This is a genomic window from Nocardioides sp. LHD-245, assembly GCF_030929495.1.
GTDB lineage: Bacteria > Actinomycetota > Actinomycetes > Propionibacteriales > Nocardioidaceae > Nocardioides.
On record NZ_JAVFWN010000005.1, the window covers coordinates 218,189 to 243,110 of the forward strand.

Annotated in this window: 26 protein-coding genes; 10 read left to right on the forward strand and 16 right to left on the reverse strand. The window is 71.9% G+C overall.

Features of this window, described 5'->3' with window-relative positions:
- Position 1: 1 nt before the first annotated feature.
- From RB608_RS10025 to RB608_RS10045, 5 genes are all read right to left on the reverse strand, one after another.
- Positions 2-868, reverse strand: coding sequence for a branched-chain amino acid ABC transporter permease (locus RB608_RS10025; protein WP_308087707.1), 867 nt, complete (start codon positions 866-868; stop codon positions 2-4).
- A gap of 3 nt (positions 869-871) precedes the next feature.
- Positions 872-1,588, reverse strand: a complete 717-nt coding sequence (locus tag RB608_RS10030) for an ABC transporter ATP-binding protein (RefSeq protein ID WP_308087708.1) — start codon at positions 1,586-1,588, stop codon at positions 872-874.
- Complete coding sequence (locus RB608_RS10035) at positions 1,581-2,351, reverse strand: ABC transporter ATP-binding protein (protein ID WP_308087709.1); 771 nt, start codon at positions 2,349-2,351, stop codon at positions 1,581-1,583. The genes RB608_RS10030 and RB608_RS10035 overlap by 8 nt, the downstream gene beginning before the upstream one ends.
- The gene (locus tag RB608_RS10040; protein WP_308087710.1) at positions 2,348-3,304 is read right to left on the reverse strand and encodes a branched-chain amino acid ABC transporter permease; all 957 of its coding nucleotides are present in this window, start codon (positions 3,302-3,304) and stop codon (positions 2,348-2,350) included. Before RB608_RS10040 ends, RB608_RS10035 begins: the two co-directional genes overlap by 4 nt.
- Before the next feature lie 83 nt (positions 3,305-3,387).
- A complete protein-coding gene (locus RB608_RS10045) occupies positions 3,388-4,524 on the reverse strand; it encodes an ABC transporter substrate-binding protein (RefSeq protein WP_308087711.1) in 1,137 nt (378 codons plus the stop codon).
- Between the two features lie 133 nt (positions 4,525-4,657).
- Between RB608_RS10045 and RB608_RS10050 the strand changes: the two genes are divergently transcribed.
- Positions 4,658-5,497, forward strand: a complete 840-nt coding sequence (locus RB608_RS10050) for an SDR family NAD(P)-dependent oxidoreductase (RefSeq protein WP_308087712.1) — start codon at positions 4,658-4,660, stop codon at positions 5,495-5,497.
- Positions 5,498-5,535: 38 nt separating this feature from the next.
- Here RB608_RS10050 and RB608_RS10055 read toward each other — a convergent pair whose 3' ends face one another.
- A complete protein-coding gene (locus RB608_RS10055; protein ID WP_308087713.1) occupies positions 5,536-6,147 on the reverse strand; it encodes a TetR/AcrR family transcriptional regulator in 612 nt (203 codons plus the stop codon).
- Between the two features lie 239 nt (positions 6,148-6,386).
- On the opposite strand from RB608_RS10055, the gene RB608_RS10060 reads away from it, so the two are divergent.
- Genes RB608_RS10060 through RB608_RS10075 form a run of 4 tightly spaced genes read left to right on the forward strand, consistent with a single transcriptional unit; the run spans position 6,387 to position 10,101 of the window.
- Positions 6,387-7,151, forward strand: coding sequence for an enoyl-CoA hydratase-related protein (locus tag RB608_RS10060; RefSeq protein ID WP_308087714.1), 765 nt, complete (start codon positions 6,387-6,389; stop codon positions 7,149-7,151).
- On the forward strand, positions 7,144-8,694 hold the full coding sequence (locus RB608_RS10065; protein ID WP_308087715.1) for an AMP-binding protein: 1,551 nt from the start codon (positions 7,144-7,146) through the stop codon (positions 8,692-8,694). Before RB608_RS10060 ends, RB608_RS10065 begins: the two co-directional genes overlap by 8 nt.
- On the forward strand, positions 8,691-9,395 hold the full coding sequence (locus RB608_RS10070; protein ID WP_308087716.1) for an SDR family oxidoreductase: 705 nt from the start codon (positions 8,691-8,693) through the stop codon (positions 9,393-9,395). Before RB608_RS10065 ends, RB608_RS10070 begins: the two co-directional genes overlap by 4 nt.
- Positions 9,396-9,414: 19 nt before the next feature.
- On the forward strand, positions 9,415-10,101 hold the full coding sequence (locus RB608_RS10075) for a hypothetical protein (RefSeq protein WP_308087717.1): 687 nt from the start codon (positions 9,415-9,417) through the stop codon (positions 10,099-10,101).
- Positions 10,102-10,156: 55 nt separating this feature from the next.
- Here the strand turns inward: RB608_RS10075 and RB608_RS10080 are convergent, their stop codons facing one another.
- The 10 genes from RB608_RS10080 to RB608_RS10125 all read right to left on the reverse strand — a co-directional run bounded on the left by RB608_RS10080 (position 10,157) and on the right by RB608_RS10125 (position 20,234).
- On the reverse strand, positions 10,157-11,299 hold the full coding sequence (locus RB608_RS10080; RefSeq protein WP_308087718.1) for a thiolase family protein: 1,143 nt from the start codon (positions 11,297-11,299) through the stop codon (positions 10,157-10,159).
- A gap of 40 nt (positions 11,300-11,339) precedes the next feature.
- Positions 11,340-12,281, reverse strand: coding sequence for a cyclase family protein (locus tag RB608_RS10085; protein ID WP_308087719.1), 942 nt, complete (start codon positions 12,279-12,281; stop codon positions 11,340-11,342).
- A 60-nt stretch (positions 12,282-12,341) separates the two neighbouring features.
- Positions 12,342-13,955 carry an amidase gene (locus RB608_RS10090; RefSeq protein ID WP_308087720.1) on the reverse strand — a complete coding sequence of 538 codons (1,614 nt, stop codon included), beginning with the start codon at positions 13,953-13,955 and terminating at the stop codon, positions 12,342-12,344.
- Between the two features lie 10 nt (positions 13,956-13,965).
- Positions 13,966-15,150, reverse strand: a complete 1,185-nt coding sequence (locus tag RB608_RS10095) for an acyl-CoA dehydrogenase family protein (RefSeq protein ID WP_308087721.1) — start codon at positions 15,148-15,150, stop codon at positions 13,966-13,968.
- 17 nt (positions 15,151-15,167) lie between these two features.
- Positions 15,168-15,485 carry a hypothetical protein gene (locus tag RB608_RS10100; RefSeq protein WP_308087723.1) on the reverse strand — a complete coding sequence of 106 codons (318 nt, stop codon included), beginning with the start codon at positions 15,483-15,485 and terminating at the stop codon, positions 15,168-15,170.
- A gap of 8 nt (positions 15,486-15,493) precedes the next feature.
- The gene (locus RB608_RS10105; protein ID WP_308087724.1) at positions 15,494-17,320 is read right to left on the reverse strand and encodes an acyclic terpene utilization AtuA family protein; all 1,827 of its coding nucleotides are present in this window, start codon (positions 17,318-17,320) and stop codon (positions 15,494-15,496) included.
- Positions 17,321-17,344: 24 nt separating this feature from the next.
- Positions 17,345-17,809: an acyl dehydratase gene (locus RB608_RS10110; RefSeq protein ID WP_308087725.1), complete on the reverse strand. Its 465-nt coding sequence runs from the start codon at positions 17,807-17,809 to the stop codon at positions 17,345-17,347.
- A complete protein-coding gene (locus RB608_RS10115; protein ID WP_308087726.1) occupies positions 17,806-18,306 on the reverse strand; it encodes a MaoC family dehydratase N-terminal domain-containing protein in 501 nt (166 codons plus the stop codon). Before RB608_RS10115 ends, RB608_RS10110 begins: the two co-directional genes overlap by 4 nt.
- Positions 18,307-18,320: 14 nt before the next feature.
- Positions 18,321-19,514 carry a CoA transferase gene (locus tag RB608_RS10120; protein ID WP_308087728.1) on the reverse strand — a complete coding sequence of 398 codons (1,194 nt, stop codon included), beginning with the start codon at positions 19,512-19,514 and terminating at the stop codon, positions 18,321-18,323.
- A gap of 129 nt (positions 19,515-19,643) precedes the next feature.
- Positions 19,644-20,234, reverse strand: a complete 591-nt coding sequence (locus tag RB608_RS10125; protein WP_308087729.1) for a nuclear transport factor 2 family protein — start codon at positions 20,232-20,234, stop codon at positions 19,644-19,646.
- 61 nt (positions 20,235-20,295) lie between these two features.
- Here RB608_RS10125 and RB608_RS10130 point away from each other — a divergent pair, with 61 nt between their 5' ends.
- The 5 genes from RB608_RS10130 to RB608_RS10150 are packed head-to-tail and all read left to right on the forward strand — an operon-like array spanning position 20,296 to position 24,905.
- Complete coding sequence (locus RB608_RS10130) at positions 20,296-21,078, forward strand: enoyl-CoA hydratase-related protein (protein WP_308087730.1); 783 nt, start codon at positions 20,296-20,298, stop codon at positions 21,076-21,078.
- Between the two features lie 8 nt (positions 21,079-21,086).
- Entirely contained in the window at positions 21,087-21,905 is an 819-nt protein-coding gene (locus RB608_RS10135) for an enoyl-CoA hydratase-related protein (protein WP_308087731.1), read from the forward strand.
- Positions 21,902-23,083 carry an acyl-CoA dehydrogenase family protein gene (locus tag RB608_RS10140; RefSeq protein WP_308087732.1) on the forward strand — a complete coding sequence of 394 codons (1,182 nt, stop codon included), beginning with the start codon at positions 21,902-21,904 and terminating at the stop codon, positions 23,081-23,083. The genes RB608_RS10135 and RB608_RS10140 overlap by 4 nt, the downstream gene beginning before the upstream one ends.
- Positions 23,080-24,147: an acyl-CoA dehydrogenase family protein gene (locus tag RB608_RS10145; protein ID WP_308087733.1), complete on the forward strand. Its 1,068-nt coding sequence runs from the start codon at positions 23,080-23,082 to the stop codon at positions 24,145-24,147. Before RB608_RS10140 ends, RB608_RS10145 begins: the two co-directional genes overlap by 4 nt.
- Positions 24,144-24,905, forward strand: coding sequence for a crotonase/enoyl-CoA hydratase family protein (locus RB608_RS10150; protein ID WP_308087735.1), 762 nt, complete (start codon positions 24,144-24,146; stop codon positions 24,903-24,905). The genes RB608_RS10145 and RB608_RS10150 overlap by 4 nt, the downstream gene beginning before the upstream one ends.
- The last annotated feature ends 17 nt before the right edge of the window (positions 24,906-24,922 follow it).

The following is a 24,922-nucleotide window of genomic DNA, read 5'->3' on the forward strand; positions in this document are numbered from 1 at the left end:
GTCAGACCTTCACCGTCGCGATCCGGCCGAGCACGCCGGCCGGACGGACGACCAGGACGGCGATGAAGACGCCGAACACGAGCGTGGCGCGCCAGTCCGAGGAGATGTAGCCGGCGAAGAACGCCTCCAGCAGGCCGAGCAGCACCGCGCCGGCGATGGCGCTGCGGATCGTCCCGAGCCCGCCGAGGACGGCGCCGACGAAGGCGATCAGCGCCAGCCGGGTGCCCATGTGCGGACTGAGGGACAGGATCGGCGCGGCGAGGACCCCCGCAGCGCCGGCGAACACGCCGGACAGCGCGAAGAGCCACAGCGTGACGCGGTGGGTCGGGATGCCGAGGGTCTCGGCCATCTCCTTGTCCTGGAACATCGCCCGGATCGCCGTACCGCCGCGGCTCGAGAGCACCAACCCCAACAGCGCGAAGAGCACCGCGCTCACCGCCAGGACCGCGATGCTGTGGTTCGAGATCGAGAGGGGCCCCAGCGAGTGCGCGGTCGAGCCCACCGGGCTGCGCGCGGGTCGCGGGATGCCGCCAGCCACCAGCTGCACCACCTCGGCCAGCACGATGGAGAAGCCGAAGGACATGATGACCCCGGCCAGCATGTCCTTCTCGGCGACCCGGCGATAGATCAGCACCCAGGACAGCACCGAGAGCAGCACGCTGCCGGCCACGGCGATCAGGATCCGGACGACGACGGGAAGGTCGACGAATGCCGCGTAGGTCAGGTAGCCGGCGACCATGGCCTGCGCGCCGAGGGCGAAGTTCACGAACCCGGTCGCTGTGTAGAGCACGGCGTACCCTGCCGCCACCAGCGCGTAGATCGCGCCGGTGACCAGGCCGCCGGCGAGGAGGAGGACGAAGGTCTCCACGGCTCAACCCACCTTTCCGAGTCCGCCGAGGTACAGGTCGCGCATCTGGTCGGTCTGCTCGAGCTCCTCGACGGTCCCCGACAGCACGACCTCCCCGTGCGCGAGCAGGTAGCCACGGCTGCAGATCCGCATGGCCAGGCGAGCGTTCTGCTCGACCAGCAGCACGCTCAGCCCGGTGGCCGCGAGCTGTCGCACGGTCTCCCCCACCTGCTGGTAGATCACCGGCGCGAGGCCCAGCGACAGCTCGTCGATGATGAGCAGCCGGGGACGTTGGGCCAGCGCGCGGCCGATCGCCAGCATCTGCTGCTCTCCGCCGGAGAGCAGCCCGGCGAAGGACTGTCGCCGCTCGCGCAGCCGCGGGAACAGGTCGTAGACCTCGTCGGTCCGCGACGCCACATCCGTGCGGTCGACCGCACGCGCCGCGACCTCGAGGTTCTCCTGCACGCTCAGCTGGGGGAACACGTGGCGTCCCTCCGGCACGACCGCGATGCCCCGCGCGGCACGGCGGTTCGCCGGCAGCCGGGTGACGTCGTCGCCGTCCCAGATCAGCGAGCCGGACTCCAGCCGGTTCAGGCCGCTGATGCCGCGCAGCGTCGTCGACTTGCCGGCACCGTTGGGGCCGATGAGGAACACCGCCTCGCCGTCGCCGACCTGGAGGCTGAGGTCCTCCACCACCGTCACCGGGCCGTAGCCGATCCGTGCGTTCCGCAGCTCAAGCATCGTCGGTCCTTCCGAGATAGGCCTCGATGACCCGCGGCGACTCGCGCACCACCGCCGGCTCGTCGTCGGCGATGACGCGGCCCTCGCTGAGGACGGTCATCCGGTCGCAGATCGTCATCAGCAGGCCGATGTTGTGCTCGATCACGAGGATCGTGTAGCCGTTGCGGCGCAGCCGCCTCAGCACCTCGCCGAGGACGTCCACGTCCGACCCCGGGAGGCCCGCCGCGGGCTCGTCCAGCACGAGCAACGTCGGCTCGCTCGCCATGGCACGCGCGAGCTCGACCAGGCGCCGCCGGCCGTAGGGCAGCTCCGAGACCTGCCGGTGCGCGTCCACCGCGAGGTCCAGCTCGCGGAGGATCGCATGCACGTCGGTGCGATGCCGTCGCTCCTCGCGGCTGACCTTCGGCGTGTAGAAGAAGGTGTGGGGGAAGCGGTACCCGATGTGCCGGTGCCGACCGGCCATCACGTTGTCGAGCACGCTCTCGTCCTCGAACAGCTGCGAGGTCTGGAAGGAGCGCGCCATCCCGCGCGACGCCAGCCGGTGCGCGGCCAGCCCGGTGACGTCGGCGCCCTGGAAGACCACGCGCCCGCCGTCGATCCGGTCCACGCCGGTGATCATGTTGACCAGCGTCGTCTTCCCGGCGCCGTTGGGCCCGATCAGGCCGTGCAGCGAGCCCCGGTGGACGGTGAGGTCGACCTCGTCCACGGCCGTGAGCCCGCCCCAGCGCCGGGTGAGTCCTCGGGCCTCGAGCAGCGCGGTCATGCCGCACCTCCCCTGCCGCGGCGACCGGAGCGGCCCACGAGTCGCACCACCGCGGGCGAGCTCGCCAGGCCGCCGAGACCCAGCGGCAGGAACCGCAGGCTGAGCACGATCAGCGAGCCGTAGACCAGGAGCACGTAGTCGGAGACGCCGAAGTCGCCGGCCGAGTTGCGGAAGTACGTCAGGGCGGCCGCGACCACGAGGATCCCCGGCGCCGACCGGAGGCCGCCGACGATGGCGATCGCGAGCACCGACAGGGTCAGGTCGATGCTGTAGACCGACGGGTCGACGACGAGCGACCAGGCGCTGTAGAGGCCGCCCGCGACGGCCGAGAAGGCACCGGCGATCGTGAAGCCCAGCAGCTTGTAGCGCCGGGCGTCGACGCCGATGCTGCGCGCCGCCATCGGGCTCTCCCGAGTGGCCATGAACGCGCGGCCGATCTTGCTTCGCCGCATGCTGGCGATGACGGCGAGGAACAGGGTGAGGGCGCCCAGCCCGATCCAGCACAGCAGGCGCGGATCGTCGAGGGACCGGCCGAAGAACATGATCGAGAAGCCCGAGCGCCCCTGGGGACCACCCAGCCAGTCGGAGTTGCGGACCACGTTCTCGAAGATGTAGCCGACGGCCAGGGTGGTGAGCGCGAGGTACAGGTCGGTGACCCGCAGGGTGACCGCACCCATGAGGAGCCCGAGGACCGCCCCGACGGCTGCGACCAGGACGAACCCGATCGCGCCGTCGAGGCCGAGGTCCTCGGTCACCACGACCGCCGCATAGGCGCCGGTGCCGAACAGCGCCGCCTGTCCGAGGGAGAAGACACCCATCAGCCCCATCAGCAGGTGGAGCGAGAGGCCCAGCAGCGCGATGATGAGGATGTAGGCGAACAGGTACGTCGTCGAGTAGTCGCTCAACGCGGGGAAGATCGCGGCCGCGGCCACGAGGACCACCGCGACGATCACCGGAAGACCCGCTCGACGATGCCCAGCCGGATCCGTGGTCGACGGCTGCCGCGGTCGGGTGAGGGTGTCGGTCATGCGTCCGCTCAGCTCTCCGGCCAGACGATCTCGTACTGCTGGCCGTTCCAGTTGGCGATCTGCGAGGACTCCTGGCCACGACGGTCGTCGGAGCTGAACGTCCAGCCCTGGCGGGCCAGGCCGTCGAAGCCCGAGAGCGACTCCAGGGCCTTGGTGATCTCCTCGCTGGAGGTCCCGCCGTCCTGGACGGCCTGGGCGAGGGCCAGGGTGGCGTCGTACGCCATGGCGGAGATCCAGCCCGGGTTGTCGATGCCCTGGGCCATCAGCTTGTCGGTGAGCTCCTGGTTGTCGGCGTTCGGGAACCAGGGCGAGACGGTCATGTAGCCCTCGGCCGCGTCGCCGGCCAGGTCGATGGTGCCCGAGGCGTCGGCGCCGATCCACTGCGACTGCAGGCCGAGCTCCTTCGACTGCCGCAGCAGCTTCGCGATGTCGGCCGGGTTCGAGTCGCTCAGCAGCACGTAGGTCGGGTCGGCCTGCTTGAGCTGGGTGACGAGCGGGGTGTAGTCCGCCTGGTCGGGGTCGTGGGCGATCTCGGCGACCGGCTCGATGTCGACCTCCGCGAGCTGCTCCTTCTGCTGCGCCGCGCCGCCCTTGCCGAAGTCCGTCGTCGCGTTGACGATGGCCACGGTCTCACCGGGCTGGAGCTTCGCCTTGACGTAGTCGACGACGGTCTGGTTGCTCCGGTCGCTCTGGGTGCTGAACCGGAAGGTGTTGTCGTAGTCGTCGGTGATCTGGTTCAGCACGGCCATCACCAGGTGCGGGACCTTCGCCCGCTCGGTGACCTCGGCGGTCGGCAGGATGTCGACGCTGACGATCGGACCGATCACGGCCGGCAGGCCGTCGGCGTTGACCGCGTCGCGCGCCGACTGGACGCAGATCGACTTGTCGCTCTGGCAGTCGTAGACGACCGGCTCGAACTCCAGGTCGTAGTCGCCCGACGCGTTGATGTCCTCCACCGCCGCCTTGACGCCCGCCTCGAGCTGCAGGCCGTAGTCGGCGTATGCGCCCGTCTTCTCGGCGACGACGGCGAACTTGAAGGTGTCGCCGTCCGTGCCGCCGTCGTCGCCGGAACAGCCGGCCAGCGCAAGGGCGAGCGTCGCCGCGACAGCGGTCACCGCCATCCGAATCCCCACAGAACGCTTCATCTTGACCCATTCTCCTATCCCGACCGACCAGACGGTCGAGTCGGTACACTGAAGCGCAGAATGTGACGTGCGTCAAGCGTTTCCACGTGCGCGAGATGCCATCTACCGACCAGGCGGTCGAGGAGGATCCACCATGGCTCGTTGGTTCATCACGGGGGCGTCGCGCGGCCTGGGGCGCGCGATCGCCCTGGCCGCGTTGCAGGCGGGACACGAGGTCGCGGCCACCATGCGCGACCCGGCCGCGGCTGCGCCGGAGCTCCTCGCCTCGTCGGGCGCGGAGGTGATCGCGCTCGACGTACGCGATGCCGACCAGGTCCGGCAGGCGGTGGCCGGGGCGACCGAGCGGTTCGGCGGTATCGACGTCCTGGTCAACAATGCCGGCCGCGGGCTGCTCGGCGCCATCGAGTCGACGACGGCCGAGGAGGTCCGAGCCCTCTACGAGGTCAACGTGTTCGGCCTGCTGACCGTGAGCCGTGCGGTGCTCCCGGTGATGCGGGCGACCGGACGGGGGCACATCATCAACATCGGGTCGATGGGCGGCATCGCCGCGTTCGCGGGCACGGGTGTGTACGCCTCCACCAAGTTCGCCGTGGCCGGCTTGACCGAGGCCATGCGGGACGAGCTGGCGCACACCGCGCTGCGCGTGTCGGTGGTCGAGCCCGGCTCGTTCCGCACCGACTTCATGGACCCGGCCAGCATGAGCGTGGCGAGCGGACCGCGGTTCCCCGAGTACGGGCCCAGCGTCGACGACATGACCTCACGTCATCTCGCGACCAACCACACCCAGGCAGGCGACCCGGCCCGGGCGGCACAGGCCGTGCTCCGGCTGGCCGAGAGCCCGGACCCGCCGACCCACCTGGTCCTGGGCGCCGACGCGGTGGCGCGCGCCGAGGCCAAGCTGCGCAGCCTCGGCGCGGAGCTCGAGGCCTGGCGCGAGACCAGTCTCGGCACCGGATACGGCGAACCGACCTGAGGCCCGGGCCGGGACGCCGGCCGCCGCGTGGCGCGTGGTCAGGAGACGGGCAGCCGCTCGGTGCCCGGCTGCAGGGCGCCGGCCATGAAGATCGACCACACGTACTCGCCGATCTCGGCCGCGGAGCGCGACCCACCCGGCCGGTACCACTGGTAGGCCCAGTTGCACATGCCGAAGAAGGCCATCGAGGCCAGCGTCGGGTTGGTGACGTTGAGCTCGCCGGACTCGTTGCCCCGCTCGATGACCCGGCGCACGTTGGCCCAGTACTCGTCGCGCTTCTTGCGCAGCCTCGAGCGCAACCGCGGATCGAGGTCGCGGTGGTGCTCGAAGTAGACGCGCAGGTAGCCCGGCCGCTCGTCCATCAGGCTGAAGATGTCGATGGCCACGCGGCGCAGGATCTCTGACGCAGCCAGGTTCGACGTCAGGTACTCCTCCAGCGGCGGAGCCACGGCCTGGACGCACTCGTCGTGGATCCACGCGACGATCTGGGCCTTGCTCTTGACGTGGTGGTAGAGGGTCGGCTTCTTGATGCCGACGGCCTCCGCGATGTCCTCCATGGAGGTCTCGTGGAACCCGCGCTCGTTGAACAGCGCGGCCGCCGTGCTCGTGATCTGCGTCTTGCGACCCCCGACAGGAGCTTGAGTCGTCACGTCTCCACCTCTCTCGCGCCGCGGGTGTGCATGCTGCCTCCCCGGCAACCGAGACCATCCACCCGACCGGCTAGTCGGTCACAGTACTCCTTCGACCGCGGTCCGCGGACATCGATGGACGGCGACGAAACGCCCTGTGGGGCGCCGGAAGCGAGCCCGGACGGTTGACGCGGCCGCGACGTCGGCCTACCGTCCCTGCTACTCGACCGACTGGTCGGACGGGCACGGAGGGAACAACGATGGACCACCTGGGAGTCACCCACCGCGACGGCGTACTGCACGTCCGGATGGCCCATCCGCCCGTCAACGCCTTCACCGTCGCACTGCTCGAGGAGCTCCGCGACGCGTTCCTGACCAGCGGGCCCCGGCCGCGGGTCATCGTGCTCAGCAGCGAGGTGGGTGGGATCTTCGCCGCCGGCGGCGACCTGAGGTTCATGGCGCAGGCCGACGAGCCGACCTCGAGTCGCTACGTCCTGCTGTGCCAGGAGGTCTACGGGCTGCTCGAACGGTCCGACCAGGTGAGCATCGCGGCGATCGACGGCGCCTGCCTCGGCGGCGGCCTCGAGATCGCGCTGGCCGCCGACATCCGGGTCGCCTCGCCGACGAGCCGGCTCGGACTCCCCGAGGCGTCCCTGGGGATCCTGGCGGGAGGGGGCGCGATCCATCGACTCGTCCGGGCGACCGGGCAGGGCGTGGCCCGGGACCTGCTGCTCGCCGGCGAGCCGATATCCGGTGCCACCGCGCACGGCTGGGGCCTGGTGAGCCGGCTCAGCGAGGACCCGGTGGCCGAGGCGCTGCGGCTGGCCGCCCGCATCGCCGAGCTCTCGCCCGACGCCATGGCGGCGACCAAGTCGCTGGCGATCGCGGCGTCGACGGACGACCTCGCGGCCGGGCTGGCCGACGAGCACCGCCGCTGGCTCGAGGTCCGTCGAGGCACCAACGCCCAGGAGGGCCTCACCGCGTTCGCGGAACGCCGGGAGGCCAGGTTCGTCGCGGATGACTGACTCCTGGACCGGGCCGGGCGTCGTCGTACGGCACGGCCGGCTGTGGGGATCGGCCGCCGACCCCGCGCGCGTCGCACTGCGGTTCGTCGACGGCCCGAGCCTCACCCACGCGCAACTGTGGTCGGCCGTCGCCGACCGCGAGGACGAGTTCGCCGCGGCGCGGCTGCACCGCGGCGACGTGCTGTGCCTCCTCCAGGAGAACACACCGGACCTCGTGCTGGACCTGCTGGCGTCGTTCCGCCTCGGCATCGTCGTGGTCCCCCTCAACACCGCGTTGCGTGGCGCCTCGCTGGAAGCCGTCCTGCACGATGTCGGACCATGCCTGCTGCGCTGCGGGCCGGCTCTGGTCGAGGTGGGTCTGGCCGCGGCGGACGCTGTCGAGGGAGCCGGGCTCTGGCCCGTCGGTGCCGCGGCGCCCCGGGTCCGCTCCGGCCCGCGGGACCGGCCCATCGACGGCAGGGCCGAGAGCGACGTCGCCGCGATCATGCTGACGTCGGGCACGACCGGGCTGCCGAAAGGGGTGGTGTGGCCGCATGCCATGGCCTTGGCGTTCGCGGAGCACACCACGTGGGTGATGGGCTACCGCGAGGACGACGTGATCTACACCTGTCTCCCGCTGTTCCACATCAACGGCCTGTTCTGCGCTCTCTACGCCGGCCTGCTGACGGGCGCCGAGGTCGTCATCGCTCGCCGGTTCAGCGCGGCGACGTACTGGCGGGACATCGCGGCCACCGGCGCGACGGTCACCAACATGATGGGATCCATCCCGGCGATCCTCTGGCGTGGCGAGCCCGGCGCGCACGAGCGGAAGCACCGCCTGCGACTGGGCATGGTCCTGCCGCTGCCCGCCGACCGCGCCGCGTTCGAGGAGCGGTTCGGCTTCCCGACCACCGAGGTCTACGGCTCGACCGACACGGGTCTGCCCCTCGGGATCCCGTTCGGCTCGTCGCGGCCCGGGTCCTGCGGTCGACCGACCCCGGGGTGGGAGTGCGACGTGGTCGACGAGGACGACCACCCGGTCGGCGACGGTGTCGAGGGCGAGCTCGTCGTCCGCCCACGGCGCCCTCACATCGGCTTCGCCGGGTACTGGCGGCACCCGGAGGCGACGGTCGCCGCGACCCGCAACCTCTGGCTGCACACGGGGGACGTCGTCACCAGGGACGCAGACGGCTGGTTCACCTACCGCGGACGGCGGAAGGAGATGATCCGCGTCTCCGGCGAGAACGTGGCACCGCTCCAGGTCGAGGCCGCTCTCCTCCGCCACCCGGACGTCCTCGAGGTGGCGGCCTATGCCGTCCCCAGCGACCTGGGCGAGGAGTCCGTCGCCGTGGCCGTCGTGCCGCGAGCCGGCGCCGACGTGCACCCCGCGGACCTCCGCGCCCTCGCCGAGCGCGACCTTCCCTACTTCGCGGTTCCCAGGTTCGTCCTCCTCACCGACGAGCTGCCGAAGACCGCGACGGCGAAGGTGGTCAAGGCCGACCTCGAGGCTCTGGGCGTCACTGCCGAGCACTGGGACGGCGGGCGACCGCGGCGGCAGCAGTGACCGGCGCGGCGGCGAGGGTGCTGGTGACGGGTGCGGCGAGCGGGGTCGGCGCCGCGATCGTCGACGGGCTGCTCGATCTCGGCGCGACCGTGCTCGCGGTGGACGTGGTGCCGGTCCCGGCCACCGGCCGGGTCGGCTTGGCGAGCCAGATCTGCGACGTGCGCGATCGTGACCTGGTGACGCGCGTCGTCGACGAGTTCGCGGAGCAGGGAGGCCTCACCGGGCTGGTGACGTCGGCCGCGGTGTACGGCCGCGACGTACGACTCGACGACCTGCGGCCGGACGACGTCGAGCACGTCCTCGGCGTCAACGTCCTCGGCACCCTCTGGGTGGCGCAGGCCGCGATGCCCCACCTCCGCAGGACATCCGGCTCCGCCGTCTGCGTCGGGTCCGTCGCCGGCCGGATGGGGTCCGTCCTCGCCGGCGCGCACTACGCCGCCAGCAAGGGCGCGATCCATGCGCTCGTGCACACCCTCGCCAAGACCGAGATCGGTCACGGCGTACGGATCAACGGTGTGGCGCCGGGCCCGGTGGCGACCCCGATGATCGAGGGCCGTGGCTACGACACCGCCATGTTCCCCATCGGCCGGTACGCCGACCCCGGCGAGGTCGCCGACGCCGTGCTCTACCTGCTCTCGCCGCGCGCCAGCTACGTCACCGGGACGATCCTGGACGTCAACGGCGGTCTCTACGTCCGGTGAGCACTGGTTCAATGATCCGGTGCTGCACTCCTTCCACCTCGCGGAGCTCCCTGCGTCGGTGACGGCGCGTGCGCTGCTGCGGCCCCCGGACGACGTCTCGGGGCTGCGGCACGCCGAGTGCCTGGCGATGATGCGGCTCGGGTCTCCGATCGTGTCGCCGGAGCGGCTCCAGCTCCGGCGACTCGCCGTGTTCGCGGCCTGGGACGACGCGTCCGCCCTCGACCGCTACCTCGGGACCGACCCGCTCGGCCGCCGGCTCGCCGCCGGCTGGCACGTCCGGCTCCAGTACCTCCGGCGGTACGGCGAGGTGGCCGCCCTCGCCCCACTGCCCCAGCGGGCCGGCGACTGGGACCAGGACGAGCCGGTCGTCGCCGTGACCCTCGCCCGGCTCCGCCTGCCCGAGCTGCCCCGCTTCCTGCACTGGGGCCGGCCGGTCGAGCGTCTCGTCGCCGGGCACCCCGCCGCGGTGTTCTCCACCGCCGCGATGCGCCCGCCGCGCACGTTCTCGACCTTCTCGATCTGGACCAGCGTCCGGGAGATGACCTCGATGGTCCACGGCCGCCGGGACGACGTCGCCGAGGCGCCGTCGCACACCGTCGCGATGGCCGAGCAGCGCCGGCGGGACTTCCACCACGAGTCGGCGTTCATGAGGTTCCGGCCGCTGGCCGAGCACGGGACGTGGCAGGGGCGCACGCTGCTGCCCTGAGCGGCCGGGCGCTCCCATGACGCCCGCCTGAGGTTCCGGGCCCCGGGGGACGGACTCACATCCGCTCGAAGATCGTGGCGTTGGCCTGGCCGCCGCCCTCGCACATGGTCTGGAGCCCGTAGCGGATGCCGTGGTCCCTCATGTGGTGGACCAGCGTGGTCGCGAGACGCGCTCCCGAGCCGCCCAACGGGTGACCGAGGGCGATCGCGCCACCGACCGGATTGAGCGACTCGATGGGGGCTTCGTACGTCGCCTGCCAGGCGAGGGGTACGGAGGCGAACGCCTCGTTGACCTCGAACGCGCCGATGTCGGCCAGGCTGAGGCCCGACCTCGCCAGCGCCTTGGCGGTGGCGGGGATCGGGCCGGTGAGCATGATGTTCGGCTCGCTGCCGACGACCACGGCGGTGTGGATCCTCGCGAGCGGCTTCCAGCCGCGTGCAGCCGCGATCTCCGAGGTGGTGATCAGCAGGGCCGCGGACCCGTCGCTGATCTGGGAGCTGTTGCCCGCACTGACGACGCCCTCGACGAGGAAGGGGGTACGCAGCCCAGCCAGCGTCTCGAGGGAGCAGTCCGCACGGACGCCCTCGTCGGCGGTCACCGCCCCGTCCGGGGTCTCGATGGCCGCGATCTGGCCGGCGAAAGACCCCGCGGCGACGGCGGCGGCGGCGCGCTGGTGCGACCTCTGCGCGTAGGCGTCGAGCACCGCCCGGTCCAGCGACCACTCCCGGGCGATCTGCTCGGCGCCCAGGCCCTGGTTGGGCATCCCGTCGCCGTACCGCTTCGTGTACAGCTCACCGAGCGGCGACTGGTCGCCCACCGCCGACCCCATGGGGATCCGCGACATCGACTCCACGCCACCGGCCACGACGACGTCATAGTGACCGGCCACCACTCCTGCCGCGGCGAAGTGGATGGCCTGCTGGGATGAACCACATTGCCGGTCCACGGTCGTGCCCGGGACGGACTCGGGCCAACCGGCCGACAGGACGGCCGTGCGCGCGATGTCGAAGGTCTGCTCACCGATCTGGCTGACGCATCCCCAGATCACGTCGTCAACCTCCACGGGATCGAGGCCTGCGTCGGCCGCCAACGCGGACAGCACCTGCGCCGACAGGTCGGCGGGATGGACCGCGGAGAGGACACCGGCTCGTCTGCCGACGGGGGAACGGACGGCCGCGACGACGACTGCGTCTCGCATGGGAACTCCTTCTCGAGGGGGGATCTGCGGATGGGTGGGCTCAGCCCTGGGTCAGCGGGAAGACCCACGGGCGCAGCGGCGAGCCCGTCGCTCCGCGCAGCCGCAGACAGGCCGCGAAGAACGCGAACTCGTGCACCTTCGCCTCCGCCAGCTCCTCGAGGTTGAGAGCCTCGATCAACGGCGCTCCAGCCTCGGCCAGCAGATAGGTGTGCACGGGCGTGTAGTTGTCGTCGTCGTGGGCCGGGCCCTGCTCGACGCAGATCGTGTCGGCGCCGACGATCATGGCGCCCTTGTCCACGAGGTGCACCGCCGCCGCGCGGTTGATGCCCGGCGGGTTCCCGCCCCACGCCTCGTGGTCGGGCCAGGCTCGCATGCGCCCGGTCCGGATCAGGACGACATCGCCGGCCCTGATCTCGCTGCCCTGGGCGGCCAGGCACTCATCGATGTCCTCCGGCGTGATGCCGTAGTTGTCCGGGAGCATGTCGACCCCCCGCAGCGTCGCGAAGTCGAGCAGGACGCCGCGTGCGATGATCGGCGGCATCTGGTCGGCGCCGGACTTGTGCCAGTGCCGGCTGCCGAGGTGGTCGGCCTCGGTGAAGTTGTTGTAGATCCGGCCGTTGTAGCCGTAGTGGTTCAGGGTGTCGATGTGGGTGCCGGTGTGGGTGTACATCAGGATCGAGTCGCCCGAGTAGCCGACGTACTCGGTCAGCTCCTTGGAGATGCCCGGGAGCCCGTCGTTGACGGTGCCGTGCGGCGTGTGCGTCATCCAGATCTGGTACGCCGGGTCGCCCACCATCTGCCACGACGGCATCCCGATGAAGTAGTCCACCGAGAGGTCGAACATCCGGGTGGGGTCGATCCGGCTCATCACGGACGCACGCGACTCCGGCGTCATCAGGTTGAGCCGCCCGATCTGGTCGTCGGGACCGAACGGGCTGGTCGCCACCTGGCGCCGCGCGCCGGATGCGGGGTTCTCGGACATGGTCTCTCCTTGGTCGCGGAGGCGGGATCGCTCCGGGTGGGTGATGATCGCGAGCTCGGCCTAGCGGCCGGGCTCGGCGGGGGCGACGAGATGGAAGGTGGTCAGGCGCTGGAAGGCATCGGCCGCTCGTAGCACGGTGGCCTCGCCGAGATGGCGGCCGACGAGCTGCATCGAGACCGGCATGCCGTTGCCGTCGTACCCGACGGGGAGCGCGCACGCCGGCAGCCCGACCAGGTTCCACTGGGACATGAAGGACGCTCCCGACCAGCGGTCCATCATCGTCGGGTCCGTCTCGTCGAGCAGCCGCGCTCCGGTCGGCATCGTCGGCAGGGCGATCACGTCACAGTCGCCCAGCACTCGGGCGACCTGCGCCGCGAAGAGATCGCGGACCTTCATCGCCTGCACGTAGTCGGCCGCGCTGAACAGGGCCCCGCGAGCCAGCAGCCCGCGGTGATAGACGCCGTACGCCGACCACTGCGCCGCCAGCTCGTCGCGGTGGTAGGCGAGCGCCTCGCTCAACAGCACCACCTGGCAGGCGATCTTGGCGATGTCCGCATGCGGGAGCTCGATCTCGACGATCGAGGCACCGGCCTCCTGCAGCGTCGCGACGGCGGCGACGACACCCGCGCGGACCGGCTCGGCGACATTGCCCTCGTCGAGGAAGTAGGCCGCCGGCCAGCCGATGCGCAGGCCGGCCACCGAGCCGTCCAGCGCGCCGGCGTAGTCGGCGGCCGGGTCGGCGCACGAGACACCGTCCGACGGATCGTGTCCTGCCATCGCCCCCAGCAGATGGGCGCAGTCGCGAGCCGAGCGCGCAATGGGGCCCACCGTGTCCAGGGACGGCGAGAGCGGGACGACGCCCGTGAGCGGAACCCGTCCGCGACTGACCTTGAGGCCCGTGACGCCGTTGAGCGCGGAGGGGTGCCGCACCGAGCCGGCGGTGTCGGTCGCGACGGAGCCGAGGACCATGCCGGTCGCCACGGCGATGGCCGATCCCGAACTGGATCCGCCGGCGTAGCGACGGGGATCCCAGGCGTTGCGCGGCATCGGGAAGCCCTTGCTCGGATCGTTGAGCCCGAGGGCGAACTCGTTCGTCGTCGTCTTCCCGGTGATGATCGCGCCCGCGTCCCGCAGGCGCGCGATCACCGTCGCGTCGGCGTCGCCGTCCCATCGGGGCGGAGCGACCAGGCTGTTCGCTGTGGTGGCGCCCTCCGCCGTCGCGACGATGTCCTTGACCGCGATCGGGATGCCCTGCAGCGGCCCCCGGTCGCGTCCCGCCACGAGGTCCCGATCTGCACTCTCCGCCGCGGCCATCGCCGCGTCCCGGAAGGTGCGGACGAAGGCACCCAGACCGGGGTCGAGACGGTCGACGCGGTCGAAGCAGGCGGCCACGAGGGACGTCGAGGTGACCGCACCCGAGCGCAGGTCGGCCGCGGTCTCCTCGATCGTGCGCCCCACCCGGGCGGACGGGGCAGCAGACCGGAGCGCGCCCGCGGAGAACGCCTTCGGCACCGACGTGTCGCGCGGCCGGCCGTCGACGGCGGTCCGGTGCATCTCGTCGGCCTGGGCGCGCAGCGTCGGGTAGTCGCGCGCCACCGAGGCGATCTCCGCCCGGTCCACGTCGAGTCCGAACAGGTCCAACAGGACCCGGACCCGGTCCTCCGCCGATGTCATGTCGCCGGCCTCAGCGGTCCATCAGGCCCGCGTAGCGCCCGCGCAGCAGGTCCCGGCTGACGATCATCTTCTGGGTCTCGGTGGTGCCCTCCCCGATGCGCCGGATCCGCAGCTCGCGGTACCACCGCTCGAGGGGGAGATCCTTGGTCACGCCGTAGCCGCCGTGGATCTGGATCGCCCGGTCGACGACCCGGCCGGACGCCTCCGTGGCGACGATCTTCGCCAGCGCCACCTCCGTCCGGAACGGCTCCCCGCTGTCGGCGCGCTCGGCGGCGTCGAGCGTTACCAGCGCGGCCGAGCGGATGTCGATCTCGTTCTCGACCAACATCCACTGGATGCCCTCGTGGTCGGCGAGCTTCTGCCCGAAGACCGAGCGGATGCCGGCGTACTCGATCGCGAGGCGGTGCGCGGCCATCGCGACACCGATGCACCCCGCCGCGTAGGGGATCCGGTTCTTGGTGAGCCGCTCGCTCGCCATCGCGAAGCCCTGGCCCACCTCACCGAGGACCGCGCTGCCGGGGACCCGGACGTCCTCGAACACCAGCTCCGTCGGGTAGTGGCCGGATCGCAGGGTGTGGATCACCCGTCGCACGGTGAATCCCGGCGTGTCCGCGTCGACGATGAAGCAGGTGATCCCCTCGCGTCCGGACTCCCGGTCGCCCGTGCGCGCGAAGACCAGGCCGAAGTCGGCGGAGTCGGCGCCGCTGATGAACACCTTGGTGCCGTTGATGATCCAGTCGTCGCCGTCCTGCTTGGCGCGGGTCTGGATCGACCGGGCCGGGTCGCTGCCGCCGGCGGGTTCGGTGAGCGCGAAGAACGAGCTCTTCTCCCCCCGCAGCACCGGATGGAGATAGCGCTCCTTCTGCTCATCGGTCGCCTCGTACAGCTGAGCCATGTCGGGCTGCCCGAAGGCGCCGTAGCAGGCCGAGTACAGCCCGGCGCGGTGCTGTGACATCTCCATCGCGAGCAGGGTCCGCGTCACCGTGTCGAGCCCGGGGCCGCCGAACTCCTCCGGCGCATCCAGGTTGTAGAGGCCCATCTGCTTCGTCTTGACGCGGAGCCCGTCGAGGACCGAGGGCCTCAGCTCGCTCTCGTCCGGGTCGAGCTCGAGCTCCAGCGGGATGATCTCGTTGCGGACGAAGCTCCGGACGTTGTGGATCAGCGCGCGCTGGACGTCGTTGAAGGCGAATCCCATGGTCTGTGCTCCAGTCTCTAGTTCTGCCGGATGCGTCCGGTCGGGAGGTTCTCGGTGCCGGCGAGGTTGGGCGGCGGCTCCCCGGTGTCGTTGACGAACACCTGGACGACCTCACGGAAGCGGGAGAGGTAGGCGTTCGTGCGCTCGTACCTGAAGGAGAGGCCGGGCCCGCGATCGAGCCAGCCCTGCAGCGCCCCGCGCAGGCCGAAGGGGCTGTGCCCACCGGCGTAGTCGATGCCGATCACCCCGGAGGCGTCGGCGACCTCGAAGACACCGACCGTGGCCGGTACCTCCGCCAGCGTCTCCGCGGTGAGCGGAGACCACGCCTTGGTCATCGAGACGCTCATCGGGCGGGCACCGCCGTCCGGGAGGAGTCGGCGGCCGCCGGCGTACCGAGGTCGGCCAGCAGCGTCCGGGGAACATCCACATGTCGCGAGCGCACGTACTCACCTAGTCCTTTGGCTTGGGGATCGGGTCGGGTCGTCGCGGCGACGCCGTCGCCGAGAAGTCCGTGGACGACGAAGTTCAGCGCTCGCAGGCGCGGGAGCTCGTAGCGATCGACGGTCAGGTCGGACGCCTCGACCAGCAGGAGGCGCAGCCGGTCGACGTCGAGGTAGTCGCGCAGCCAGGCGAACGCGTCGTCGGAGCGGGCCCAGAGGCCGATGTTGGCGTCGCCGCCCTTGTCGCCCGAGCGGGCGCCGACGAGTCGACCGAGTGGTACCGAGACGGTCTCGCCGACGATCCGATGACCGAGGGAGGACGCCGGCGACGCGGCAGGATAGCCGGGATACGGCGCCACCGGCGGGACCGGCGCCGGCAGCCGGCGCCCGTCGGCGAAGACCACCTCCGGAGCGAGCTCGGCGGTCGGGACCAGCGCCGGCCAGTAGACGCCGTAGGCGCTCGCCCGGCGCTCGGCACGCTCGACCCACATCCCGGGGTAGCCGCCCATCCCGATGTCGCCGATGGCGTCGAAGAACCGCCGGCCGACCCTGCTCTCGTCCGGGTCCTTGACGGTGACCCGGAGCCGCGACTCCGCGGCGGCACTCGCCGACGGGTCGGGGACGTCGGTGCGGAGCAGCCTGACGTCGGCCTCGGCGAAGGTGTCGAGGCCGCCGAGCGCGTCGTCGAGCGCGCGCACGGTGTGGTCGGCCTTGACCTCGATGTCGAGCCCGGTGAGGACGAAGGTCGCGCTGTTGCGGAACCCGCCGGCGTAGTTCACGCACACCTTCGCGGTGTCCGGTGCCGGGCGTCCGCGGACGCCGCTGATCCGGACCCGGTCCGCCGCCTCCTGGCTCAGCTCGATCGTGTCGAAGCGCGCGACCACGTCGGGATTGAGGTAGTCGGGCGTCGCGGTCTCGTAGAGGACCTGGGCCGTCACCGTCTCGACGGTCACGGCACCGCCCGTGCCGGGGTGCTTGGTGATCACCGCGGAGCCGTCCGGTGCGATCTCGGCGATCGGGTAGCCCGGCCGGCTGCCGCCCGGGAGCTCGGTGAAGAACGAGTAGTTCCCCCCGGTGGCCTGCGGCCCGCACTCGATGACGTGGCCGGCGACGACCGCGCCGGCGAGCGCATCCCAGTCGTCGAGCCGCCAGTCGAAGGCCCACGCGGCGGGGCCGACGACGAGGGAGGCGTCCGTGACCCGGGGACAGACCACGATGTCGGCGCCGCCCCGGAGCGCTTCGGCGATGCCCCAGCCACCGAGATAGGCGTTGGCCGTGACCGGCGCGACGCCTGCCTCGTGCAGGGTGCGCCCGGTGCCGAGGTGCGCGAGGGGGTGCCCGGCGGCCTGCAGCGAGGGCAGGCGGTCGAGGAGATCGTCGCCCTCGACGTGGGCGATCCTCGGCTGCAGGCCCAGCCGGGCGGCCAGCAGCTCGATCTCACGGGCCAGGCCGCCCGGGTTGAGGCCGCCCGCGTTGCTGACGATCCGGATCCCCCGGTCGAGGCAGGTGCCCAGCACCTCCTCGACCTGCGTGAGGAACGTCGTGGCGTAGCCCGCGTCCGGGTTGCGCTGACGGCTCTTCCAGAGGATGAGCATCGTCAGCTCGGCCAGATAGTCGCCCGTCAGGACGTCGATCGGGCCGCCCTCGACCATCTCGCGGGCAGCGGAGAGCCGGTCTCCGTAGAAGCCGGAGCAGTTCCCGATCCTCAGGACCTGGCGTGACGTGGTCATCTCACCCTTTCTCACAGGTGGTGTTCACAGCGGAAGCGCGACGGTCGCCGAGGCGATCGCGCACACGGCGTCGTCGGACTCCCGGATCTCCTTCAGGTCCAGGTGGACCAGGCCGAGGCCGTCGTCGGAGCGTTCGGTGCCGACGACCTCGCCGCCACAGGTCAGGACGTCGCCGGGAACGGCGAACCGGCGCACCGACACCGCCAGCCGGCGCAGCCGCCCGGCGGATCCGATCCAGCCCGTGCACAGGCTGGTGAGGAAGGCGCCGTGCAGATGGGACTGGACGAGGACGTCGGGGTAGCCCTCGGCTGCCGCGTAGTCCGGGTCGAAGTGGATGCGGTGGCTGTTCCAGGTCACCGCGCTGTAGCGATAGACCTGCAGCCTCGTCGGCACCCGTCGCAGCTCGGGCAGTCGATCACCGAGCTGGACGTCCCCGAAGCGGAGGTGGCGCTCGACGGCGGAGGTGACGGCGGAGGTGCGGTGGCTCATCGCAGGAGCAGCTTTCGGGTCGTGGTCACCAGGAGGCGACCGGCGGCGTCGGTGAACTCGTGGCGGTAGCTGACGACGATGACCGGTCCCGAGCGACCGGCGCGCAGCTCGACGTCGGTCATGGTCGACCGCTCCTCGACGGTGGTACCGGCGGTGATCGGCCGGTGGAACTCCATGTCCTCACCGCCGCCCATGACCCGGACGCCGTCGGGTGCCAGATCCTCGAGCGCGGCTGCCGGCGTCCCGTCCTCGCGCAGGTCCTCGGTCGGCGGACCCTCGTCCCAGACCGACACCGCGGTCACGAGATTGGCGGGCGCGACGACGTCGGCGTACCCCTGCCGACGGGCGTAGGCGGTGTCGTAGTGGATCGGGTCGGTCTCGCCGATCGCCCGCGCGTAGCGACGGATCAGGACCCCGGTGACCTCCCCGAGCTGGTGGGTCCGCTGGGTGCCGATCCGGGTGTGGATGGACTCGAACAGCGTCTGGTCGACGGCCATGTCTCTTGTCTCTCCTAGATCACGTTCTCGTCCTGGAGCCGGCGCAGCTGCTCCGGCGTCAGGTCCAGGCGCTCGGCGAGCACCTGGTCGGTGTCGGCCCCGAGCGCGGGTGCGCCCCGGGAGGCCACCGGTGCGGAGTCGGTCAGGTTCAACGGGCTGCCGAAGACGTAGCCGGGCCGTCCGTCCGCGGTCGTGACGGGACGGATCATCGAGTCCTCGCCGACCATCGGGCCGGCCAGCACGTCGGCGAGGGAGAGCACCGGCGCACAGGGCACGCCCGCGGCCTGGAGATCGGCGACGATCAGGTCGCGGGACCGGCCCGCGGTCCACCCGCCGACGATCTCGTCCAGCTTCTCCATCTGCGCGACCCGGCCCGGCGGGCTCGCGAGCTCTGGTGCCGCGGCCAGGTCGTCCCGCTCCATCAGTCGGCACAGCGTCTGCCAGTGGGTGTCGGTCATGCACAGGATCGCGACCCAGCCGTCGGCGGCGGGATAGACGTTGTACGGGCTCACCGCCATGCCTCCGTGACGGTTGCCGGTCCGTTCCGGGAGGGCGCCGTCGTTGTCCAGGTGGCCGGCGATGCTGGACGTGAGCGAGGGGATGACCGCGTCCTGCATCGCGACCTCGACGTGCTGGCCGCGCCCGGTCACGGTGCGTTGGAAGAGGGCGGCGAGGATCGCGCCGAACAGGTGCGTGCCGCCGAAGAAGTCCGCGACGGCCGGACCCGCCTTGGTGGGGGGCAGCTCAGGCTGTCCGGTGGTGGCCATCACCCCGGACACGGCCTGGATCGTCAGGTCCATGGCCCGCTGCTCGGCCTGCGGCGTGTGGGCGCCGTACCCCCGTCCCGAGGCCAGGATGATCCGGCTGTTGGCCTCGGCCAGGGTGTCGTAACCCAGCCCCAGGCGCTGGAGCGCTCCGGGACTGAAGTTCTCGACGACGACGTCGGCCTGCGCGACCAGCTCCAGGAGGAGCGCCCGGCCGCGGGGGTCCTTGAGGTTGAGCCGCAGGCTCTTCTTGCCCCCGTTGAGCAGGCCGAAGGCCGCCGTCTCCTGATCGCCCGCGAGCCGCCAGCGCACGGGCTCGCCGCCGAAGGGCTCGACCTTGATGATCTCGGCGCCGAGCTGGGCCAGCAGCAGCGTGCAGTAGGGGCCGTTGTAGACCTGGCTGAGGTCCAGGACGGTCACGCCGTCCAGCGCCCGACTCGTCATCTGGTGCTCCCTTCCGCGGGTCGGCGCGATCGGCCGACCGAGAAAAACATACTACTGCGTAGGTCGTTCTTGCAACGGTCTCTTCGCGCCCCCTCCAGCATCGCGCGCCGAGAGCGGGCGCGCCGCGACTCACGCGCCCGCGAGCTCCCGGAACGCGACCACGGCCGGGTCGCGCTCGTCCCGCGACCCCTGGGCGAACGTGCGCGCCCCCCGGCCCGGAGACGCCGGCGACAGCACGCGGCTCCAGTCCATGACGCAGATCCGCCGCTCGACCCGCCAGGCACCCTCGCGACGCGCGAGGCGGTCGACGTAGCGTCCGGCGAACACGCCTGTCGACACGGGGTCGCCCGCCGGATCCAGATCCTGGAGATAGCAGAGGAAGTAGGACTCGCAGACCGCGACGTCCCCCCGGACCTCGATCAGCAGGTTCCCGATCAGATGATGCCGCGGCCCCAGCGGACCGTCGGCCTGCCGGAGCCTCGCGGCGAACTCCTCGACCGTGCCGCTGGCGTACCCGTGCTCGTCGTAGGCGCCGGGGTGGTAGCAGCTCTCGACCATGTCGACATCACCCCGATCGACCCCGTGGGCGTAGCGCAGCACGGTCCGGGAGATCTCCCGCTCGTCCAGCAACAGCTGGATGCCCGCGCGGAGTCGATCGCCCGCCAGCAGTCCGCCCCCCGCCGTCCCCGCCACCTCAGCGACCTCCGCCACCTCGTCCATCACTCCTCCTCGCCGGGCTCACGCGCCCTCTCGAAAAAAACCTACGTGGTAGTATGTCATGGTGACAGACCTCGAATACTCGGTCGCGGACGGGATCGGCACGATCCTGCTCAACCGGCCTCACCTGAAGAACGCGTTCACCCTCGAGATGGTCGACGAGTGGAGCGATGCGCTCCGGTCGGCGCGCACCGATCCCGCGGTGCGCGCCGTCGTCGTGACCGGCGCGGGCGACGCGTTCTGCTCCGGCATCGACCTGAGCACGTTCGATCGCGAGGCGACCGGACCACTGGCGCTCAAGACCCTCCTGCACGAGCGGATCCATCGGGTGGCGATGGCGGTCGAGGATCTCGACAAGCCCCTGATCGCGGCCGTGAACGGCCTCGCCGTCGGCGCCGGGATGGACATGGCCCTGATGTGCGACATCCGGCTGGTCGCCGCGTCGGCCCGCTTCTCCCAGGCCTACATCCGGCTCGGTCTCGTCCCCGGGGACGGCGGCTGCTACTACCTCCCCCGCCTGATCGGCATGGCCCGCGCGCTGGAGCTGATGTGGACCGGCGACTTCGTCGGGGCCGAGGAGGCCCACCGCCTGGGCATCGCGGACCACGTGTACGCCGACAGCGAGTTCCCTGGTGCCTGGCGCTCCTTCCTGGAGCGACTCGCGGCCCAGCCGCCGCTCAACGTGCGGCTCATCAAGCGCGCGGCCTACCAGTCGGCCCGGACCGACGCCCGGACCGCGCTCGACCTGATCTCCTCGCACATGGCCCTCGTGCACAGCACCGAGGACTCGACCGAGGCCATGACCGCCTTCCGCGAGGGTCGTGCGGCCCACTTCACGGGGAGCTGAGGCAGCTGATGAGCAACCCGACGACCGCCGCCCACGATCCCCTCGCGCCTGCGGTCAGCGTCTCCCGCGAGGGCGCCACGGCCACCGTCCTCCTCAACCGGCCGGAGCGCAGGAACGCCATCGACAGCGACGGCTGGGACCGGCTACGCGCGATCTTCGACGACCTCGCCCGGGACGACTCCGTGCGTGCCGTCGTCCTGACCGGCGCCGGCGGGAACTTCTGCGCCGGCGCCGACCTCGGCGGCAGTCGACGCGAGGAGCATCCTCTCGCCCGGATGCGGCGCGTCGGCGACGTCGCGCTGGCCCTCGTCGAGATGCCCAAACCGGTGATCGCCCAGGTGGCCGGGAGCGCCATCGGCGCCGGGTGGAACCTGGCGCTGGCCTGCGACCTGGTCGTAGCCGACACCAGCGCCCGCTTCTCGCAGATCTTCGCGCGGCGTGGCCTCTCGGTCGACTTCGGCGGGACCTGGCTCCTTCCCCGGCTGGTCGGACTCCAGCAGGCCAAGCGGCTGACCATGCTCGCCGAGACCATCGGCGCGGAGGAGGCCCGGCAGCTCGGTCTGGTGACCTGGGTGTGCCCCGAGGGAGACCTCCCGGCCTTCGTCGCCGACCTGGCCGGCCGGCTGGCCGCCCAGCCACCCCTCGCCCTGGCACAGACGAAGAGCCTGCTCCACCAGGGCACCCGGCAGAGCCTGGCCGACGCACTCGAGGGCGAGGCCCGGGCGCAGGCGGTCAACCTCGCGACCGAGGACGCCCCCGCCGCCTTCCGCGCCTTCCTGGACAAGTCCGCCCCACCCGCGTTCACCGGCCGCTGGGCGGTGCGATGACGACCGCGACCTCCGGCCGGGAGCGGCTGGACCTGTGGCAGCTGCGACCCGCTGTGCTGCCCCCCGAGCTCGATCAGGTACGCGCGAAGGTGCGTGCCTTCGTCGCGCAGGAGGTCTCCTCCGGGCGGATCACGACCCGCTGCGACCAGTGGCTCGGCGGCTGGGACGAGGCGTTCAGTCGTCGCCTGGGCCAGCACGGGTGGCTGGGCATGACCTTCCCGGCGGCGTACGGCGGCGCGGCGGCCGGTGCGCTCGCCCGGTTCGTCGTCACCGAGGAGCTGCTGGCGGCCGGCGCCCCCGTCGCCGCGCACTGGATCGCCGACCGACAGTCGGGCCCGGGTCTCCTGCGATTCGGCACGGAGGAGCAGAAGCGGGCCTACCTGCCCCGCATCGCTCGCGGTGAGTGCTTCTTCGCGGCGGGGATGAGTGAGCCGGACACCGGATCCGACCTCGCCTCCGTCCGGACCCGCGGCACGCGGGTCGCGGGCGGCTGGCGGATCAGCGGGACCAAGGTCTGGGCGAGCGGCGCCCATCGCGCCCACGCGATGATCGCGCTGGTGCGCACCGAGGCACGCACTGCGGATCGACACGCCGGCCTGACCCAGGTGCTCATCGACCTGCCCGACCCCGACGTGCACATCCGGCCGATCCTGCTGCTCTCCGGCGAGCACCACTTCAACGAGGTCGTGTTCGACGACGTCTTCCTCCCCGACGATCGGGTGCTCGGCGCTCCCGGTGCGGGCTGGCAGCAGGTGACCAGCGAGCTGGCGATGGAGCGCAGCGGTCCCGAGCGCGTCCTGTCCACCTTCCCCCTGCTGAGCGCCCTGGTCGACCGGCTGGCGAGCGCCGGGAGCGAAGCGAGCGCCCCGCGTCTGGGCGCCCTCGTCGCCCGTCTCTGGACACTGCGCCAGATGTCCCTGGCCGTCGCAGGTCGGCTCGAGGCCGGCGCGGCTCCCGCCGTCGAGGCGGCGCTGGTGAAGGACCTCGGGACCCGGTACGAGGGCGTCGTCATCGAGGCGGCCCGCGAGCTCGGCGGGGCCGTCCCCGACCTGGGATCGGCCGATCCCGTCGCGTTGCTCCTCGCCGAGTCGATCCTGCACAGTCCGGGCTTCACCCTGCGGGGTGGGACCAACGAGATCCTGCGTGGCGTGGTCGCCAAGGAGCTGGGGGTTCGATGAACGACGTACACGACACACTGACCGCGGTGGTCCGGGAGGTCTGCGCCAAGCTGTCCGGCGCGGAGATCCGGGCCCGCGCCGACGACGGCGGCTGGAACGCCCCCCTGTGGGCGGCGCTGGAGGAGCTCGGCATGACGACCATCGCCGTGCCGGAGGAGGCCGGAGGATCGGGAGGCACGATCAGCGACGCCGTCGCCGTCCTCCAGGTGCTCGGTGAGCACGCGGCCGCGATCCCCTTCGCCGAGTCCTGCCTCCTCGGCGGATGGCTGCTCGCCCGGTGCGGAGAGCCGGTCCCGCGAGGTCCGCTCACCGCGACCGTCGCCGGCGACGGACTCCACGTCGTCCGACACGGGGACAAGGTCGGGGTCCGCGGATCGATCCGCCGGGTCCCCTGGGCGCGTCAGGCTGAGCATCTCCTCGTCGTGCACGGCGCCGGCGTCGTGCTGCTGAAGGCCGGCGAGTTCGAGGTGCTGCCCCGGACGAACCTCGCCGGCGAGCCCCGGGACGACGTCCTCGTGGACCGGTCGCTGCGCGCCGACCGCGATCTCGGGCGCGGGCTCACCGAGGCCTCCTCGGTCCTCGACGAGTTCCAGCAGCGCGCCGCGCTCTCCCGGGCGGCACTGTTGGCCGGAGCCGCCCGGCGCGCCCTGGCGCTGGCCGTCGACTACGCGGGAGAACGCGAGCAGTTCGGCCGACCGATCGCCAGGTTCCAGGCCGTGCAGCAGCACCTCGCCGCCATGGCCGGCGAGGTATTGGCGATGAGGATCGCCGTGGATGCCGCCGCCGTCGCCGTCGGGGAAGGGCCTGACGTCCTCGCCGTCGCGGCCGCCAAGACGACGACCAGCGGCTCGGCCGGCGTCGTGGCCTCGCTGGCCCACCAGGTCCACGGCGCCCTCGGCTACACCGCCGAGCATCCGCTGCACCGGACGACGACGCGGCTGTGGGCGTGGCGTGACGAAGGCGGGAGCGAGCACGCCTGGGCCGCGGCCCTGGGCCGGCGGGCGCTCGGGGCCGGTCCCGGAGGCCTGTGGGCCCTGGTCACGGCGACGGAGGCGGGCCGATGAGTGCCGTGCGCTTCGAGGACGCGGACGGCATCGCCGTCATCACGATCGACCGTCCCGCGCGGCGCAACGCGGTCGACCTGGACGTCGCCCACGGCATCGCCCGGGCGATCGATGCGTTCGAGGCGCGTACCGACCTCGCCGTCGCGATCCTCACCGGCGCCGGTGGCACCTTCTGCGCCGGCCTCGACCTAGCGGCCTTCACGCGCGGGGAGATCCCGGTCCTGCCGGGACGCGGCTTCGGTGGCCTCACCGAGAGCCCTCCCGGCAAGCCGTTGATCGCGGCCGTCGAGGGGTGGGCTCTCGCCGGCGGCTTCGAGCTCGCCCTGGCGGCGGACCTCATCGTCGCCGCGCGGGATGCCCGGTTCGGCCTGCCCGAGACCAAGCGCGGCCTGGTCGCCGGGGCCGGTGGCCTGCTCCGGTTGCCCAAGACCCTTCCCTACCGGCTGGCGATGCAGCTCGCCCTGACGGGCGAGCCGATCGGGGCCGAGGCGGCCCATGACCACGGGCTGGTGAACATCCTCACCGAGCCGGGAGGCGCCCTGACCGCGGCGCGCGAGCTCGCCGCCTCCATCGCGGCCAACGGGCCGCTCGCGGTCCGGGCGAGCAAGGAGATCGTGGCGATGTCGGTCGACTATCCGAGCACCGGCGGCTTCGACGCCCAGCGTCCGCTCGTCGAGCGGATCCTCGCGTCCCGCGACGCCCTCGAGGGCGCCCTCGCGTTCACCGAGCGGAGAGCGCCCGTCTGGGCGGGTGAGTAGAGGTGGCCCGGCGCCGG

Bases quoted from the DNA above. Each gene is read 5' to 3' on its own strand.
- RB608_RS10090 (WP_308087720.1), bottom strand. From the start codon at position 13,955: ATGACATCGGCGGAGGACCGGGTCCGGGTCCTGTTGGACCTGTTCGGA.
- RB608_RS10120 (WP_308087728.1), bottom strand. From the start codon at position 19,514: ATGACGAGTCGGGCGCTGGACGGCGTGACCGTCCTGGACCTCAGCCAG.
- RB608_RS10065 (WP_308087715.1), top strand. From the start codon at position 7,144: ATGACTGACTCCTGGACCGGGCCGGGCGTCGTCGTACGGCACGGCCGG.
- RB608_RS10150 (WP_308087735.1), top strand. From the start codon at position 24,144: ATGAGTGCCGTGCGCTTCGAGGACGCGGACGGCATCGCCGTCATCACG.
- RB608_RS10085 (WP_308087719.1), bottom strand. From the start codon at position 12,281: ATGTCCGAGAACCCCGCATCCGGCGCGCGGCGCCAGGTGGCGACCAGC.
- RB608_RS10125 (WP_308087729.1), bottom strand. From the start codon at position 20,234: ATGGACGAGGTGGCGGAGGTCGCTGAGGTGGCGGGGACGGCGGGGGGC.
- RB608_RS10140 (WP_308087732.1), top strand. From the start codon at position 21,902: ATGACGACCGCGACCTCCGGCCGGGAGCGGCTGGACCTGTGGCAGCTG.
- RB608_RS10035 (WP_308087709.1), bottom strand. From the start codon at position 2,351: ATGACCGCGCTGCTCGAGGCCCGAGGACTCACCCGGCGCTGGGGCGGG.
- RB608_RS10080 (WP_308087718.1), bottom strand. From the start codon at position 11,299: ATGCGAGACGCAGTCGTCGTCGCGGCCGTCCGTTCCCCCGTCGGCAGA.
- RB608_RS10050 (WP_308087712.1), top strand. From the start codon at position 4,658: ATGGCTCGTTGGTTCATCACGGGGGCGTCGCGCGGCCTGGGGCGCGCG.
- RB608_RS10045 (WP_308087711.1), bottom strand. From the start codon at position 4,524: ATGAAGCGTTCTGTGGGGATTCGGATGGCGGTGACCGCTGTCGCGGCG.
- RB608_RS10115 (WP_308087726.1), bottom strand. From the start codon at position 18,306: ATGGCCGTCGACCAGACGCTGTTCGAGTCCATCCACACCCGGATCGGC.
- RB608_RS10110 (WP_308087725.1), bottom strand. From the start codon at position 17,809: ATGAGCCACCGCACCTCCGCCGTCACCTCCGCCGTCGAGCGCCACCTC.
- RB608_RS10105 (WP_308087724.1), bottom strand. From the start codon at position 17,320: ATGACCACGTCACGCCAGGTCCTGAGGATCGGGAACTGCTCCGGCTTC.
- RB608_RS10030 (WP_308087708.1), bottom strand. From the start codon at position 1,588: ATGCTTGAGCTGCGGAACGCACGGATCGGCTACGGCCCGGTGACGGTG.
- RB608_RS10095 (WP_308087721.1), bottom strand. From the start codon at position 15,150: ATGGGATTCGCCTTCAACGACGTCCAGCGCGCGCTGATCCACAACGTC.
- RB608_RS10145 (WP_308087733.1), top strand. From the start codon at position 23,080: ATGAACGACGTACACGACACACTGACCGCGGTGGTCCGGGAGGTCTGC.
- RB608_RS10100 (WP_308087723.1), bottom strand. From the start codon at position 15,485: ATGACCAAGGCGTGGTCTCCGCTCACCGCGGAGACGCTGGCGGAGGTA.
- RB608_RS10135 (WP_308087731.1), top strand. From the start codon at position 21,087: ATGAGCAACCCGACGACCGCCGCCCACGATCCCCTCGCGCCTGCGGTC.
- RB608_RS10060 (WP_308087714.1), top strand. From the start codon at position 6,387: ATGGACCACCTGGGAGTCACCCACCGCGACGGCGTACTGCACGTCCGG.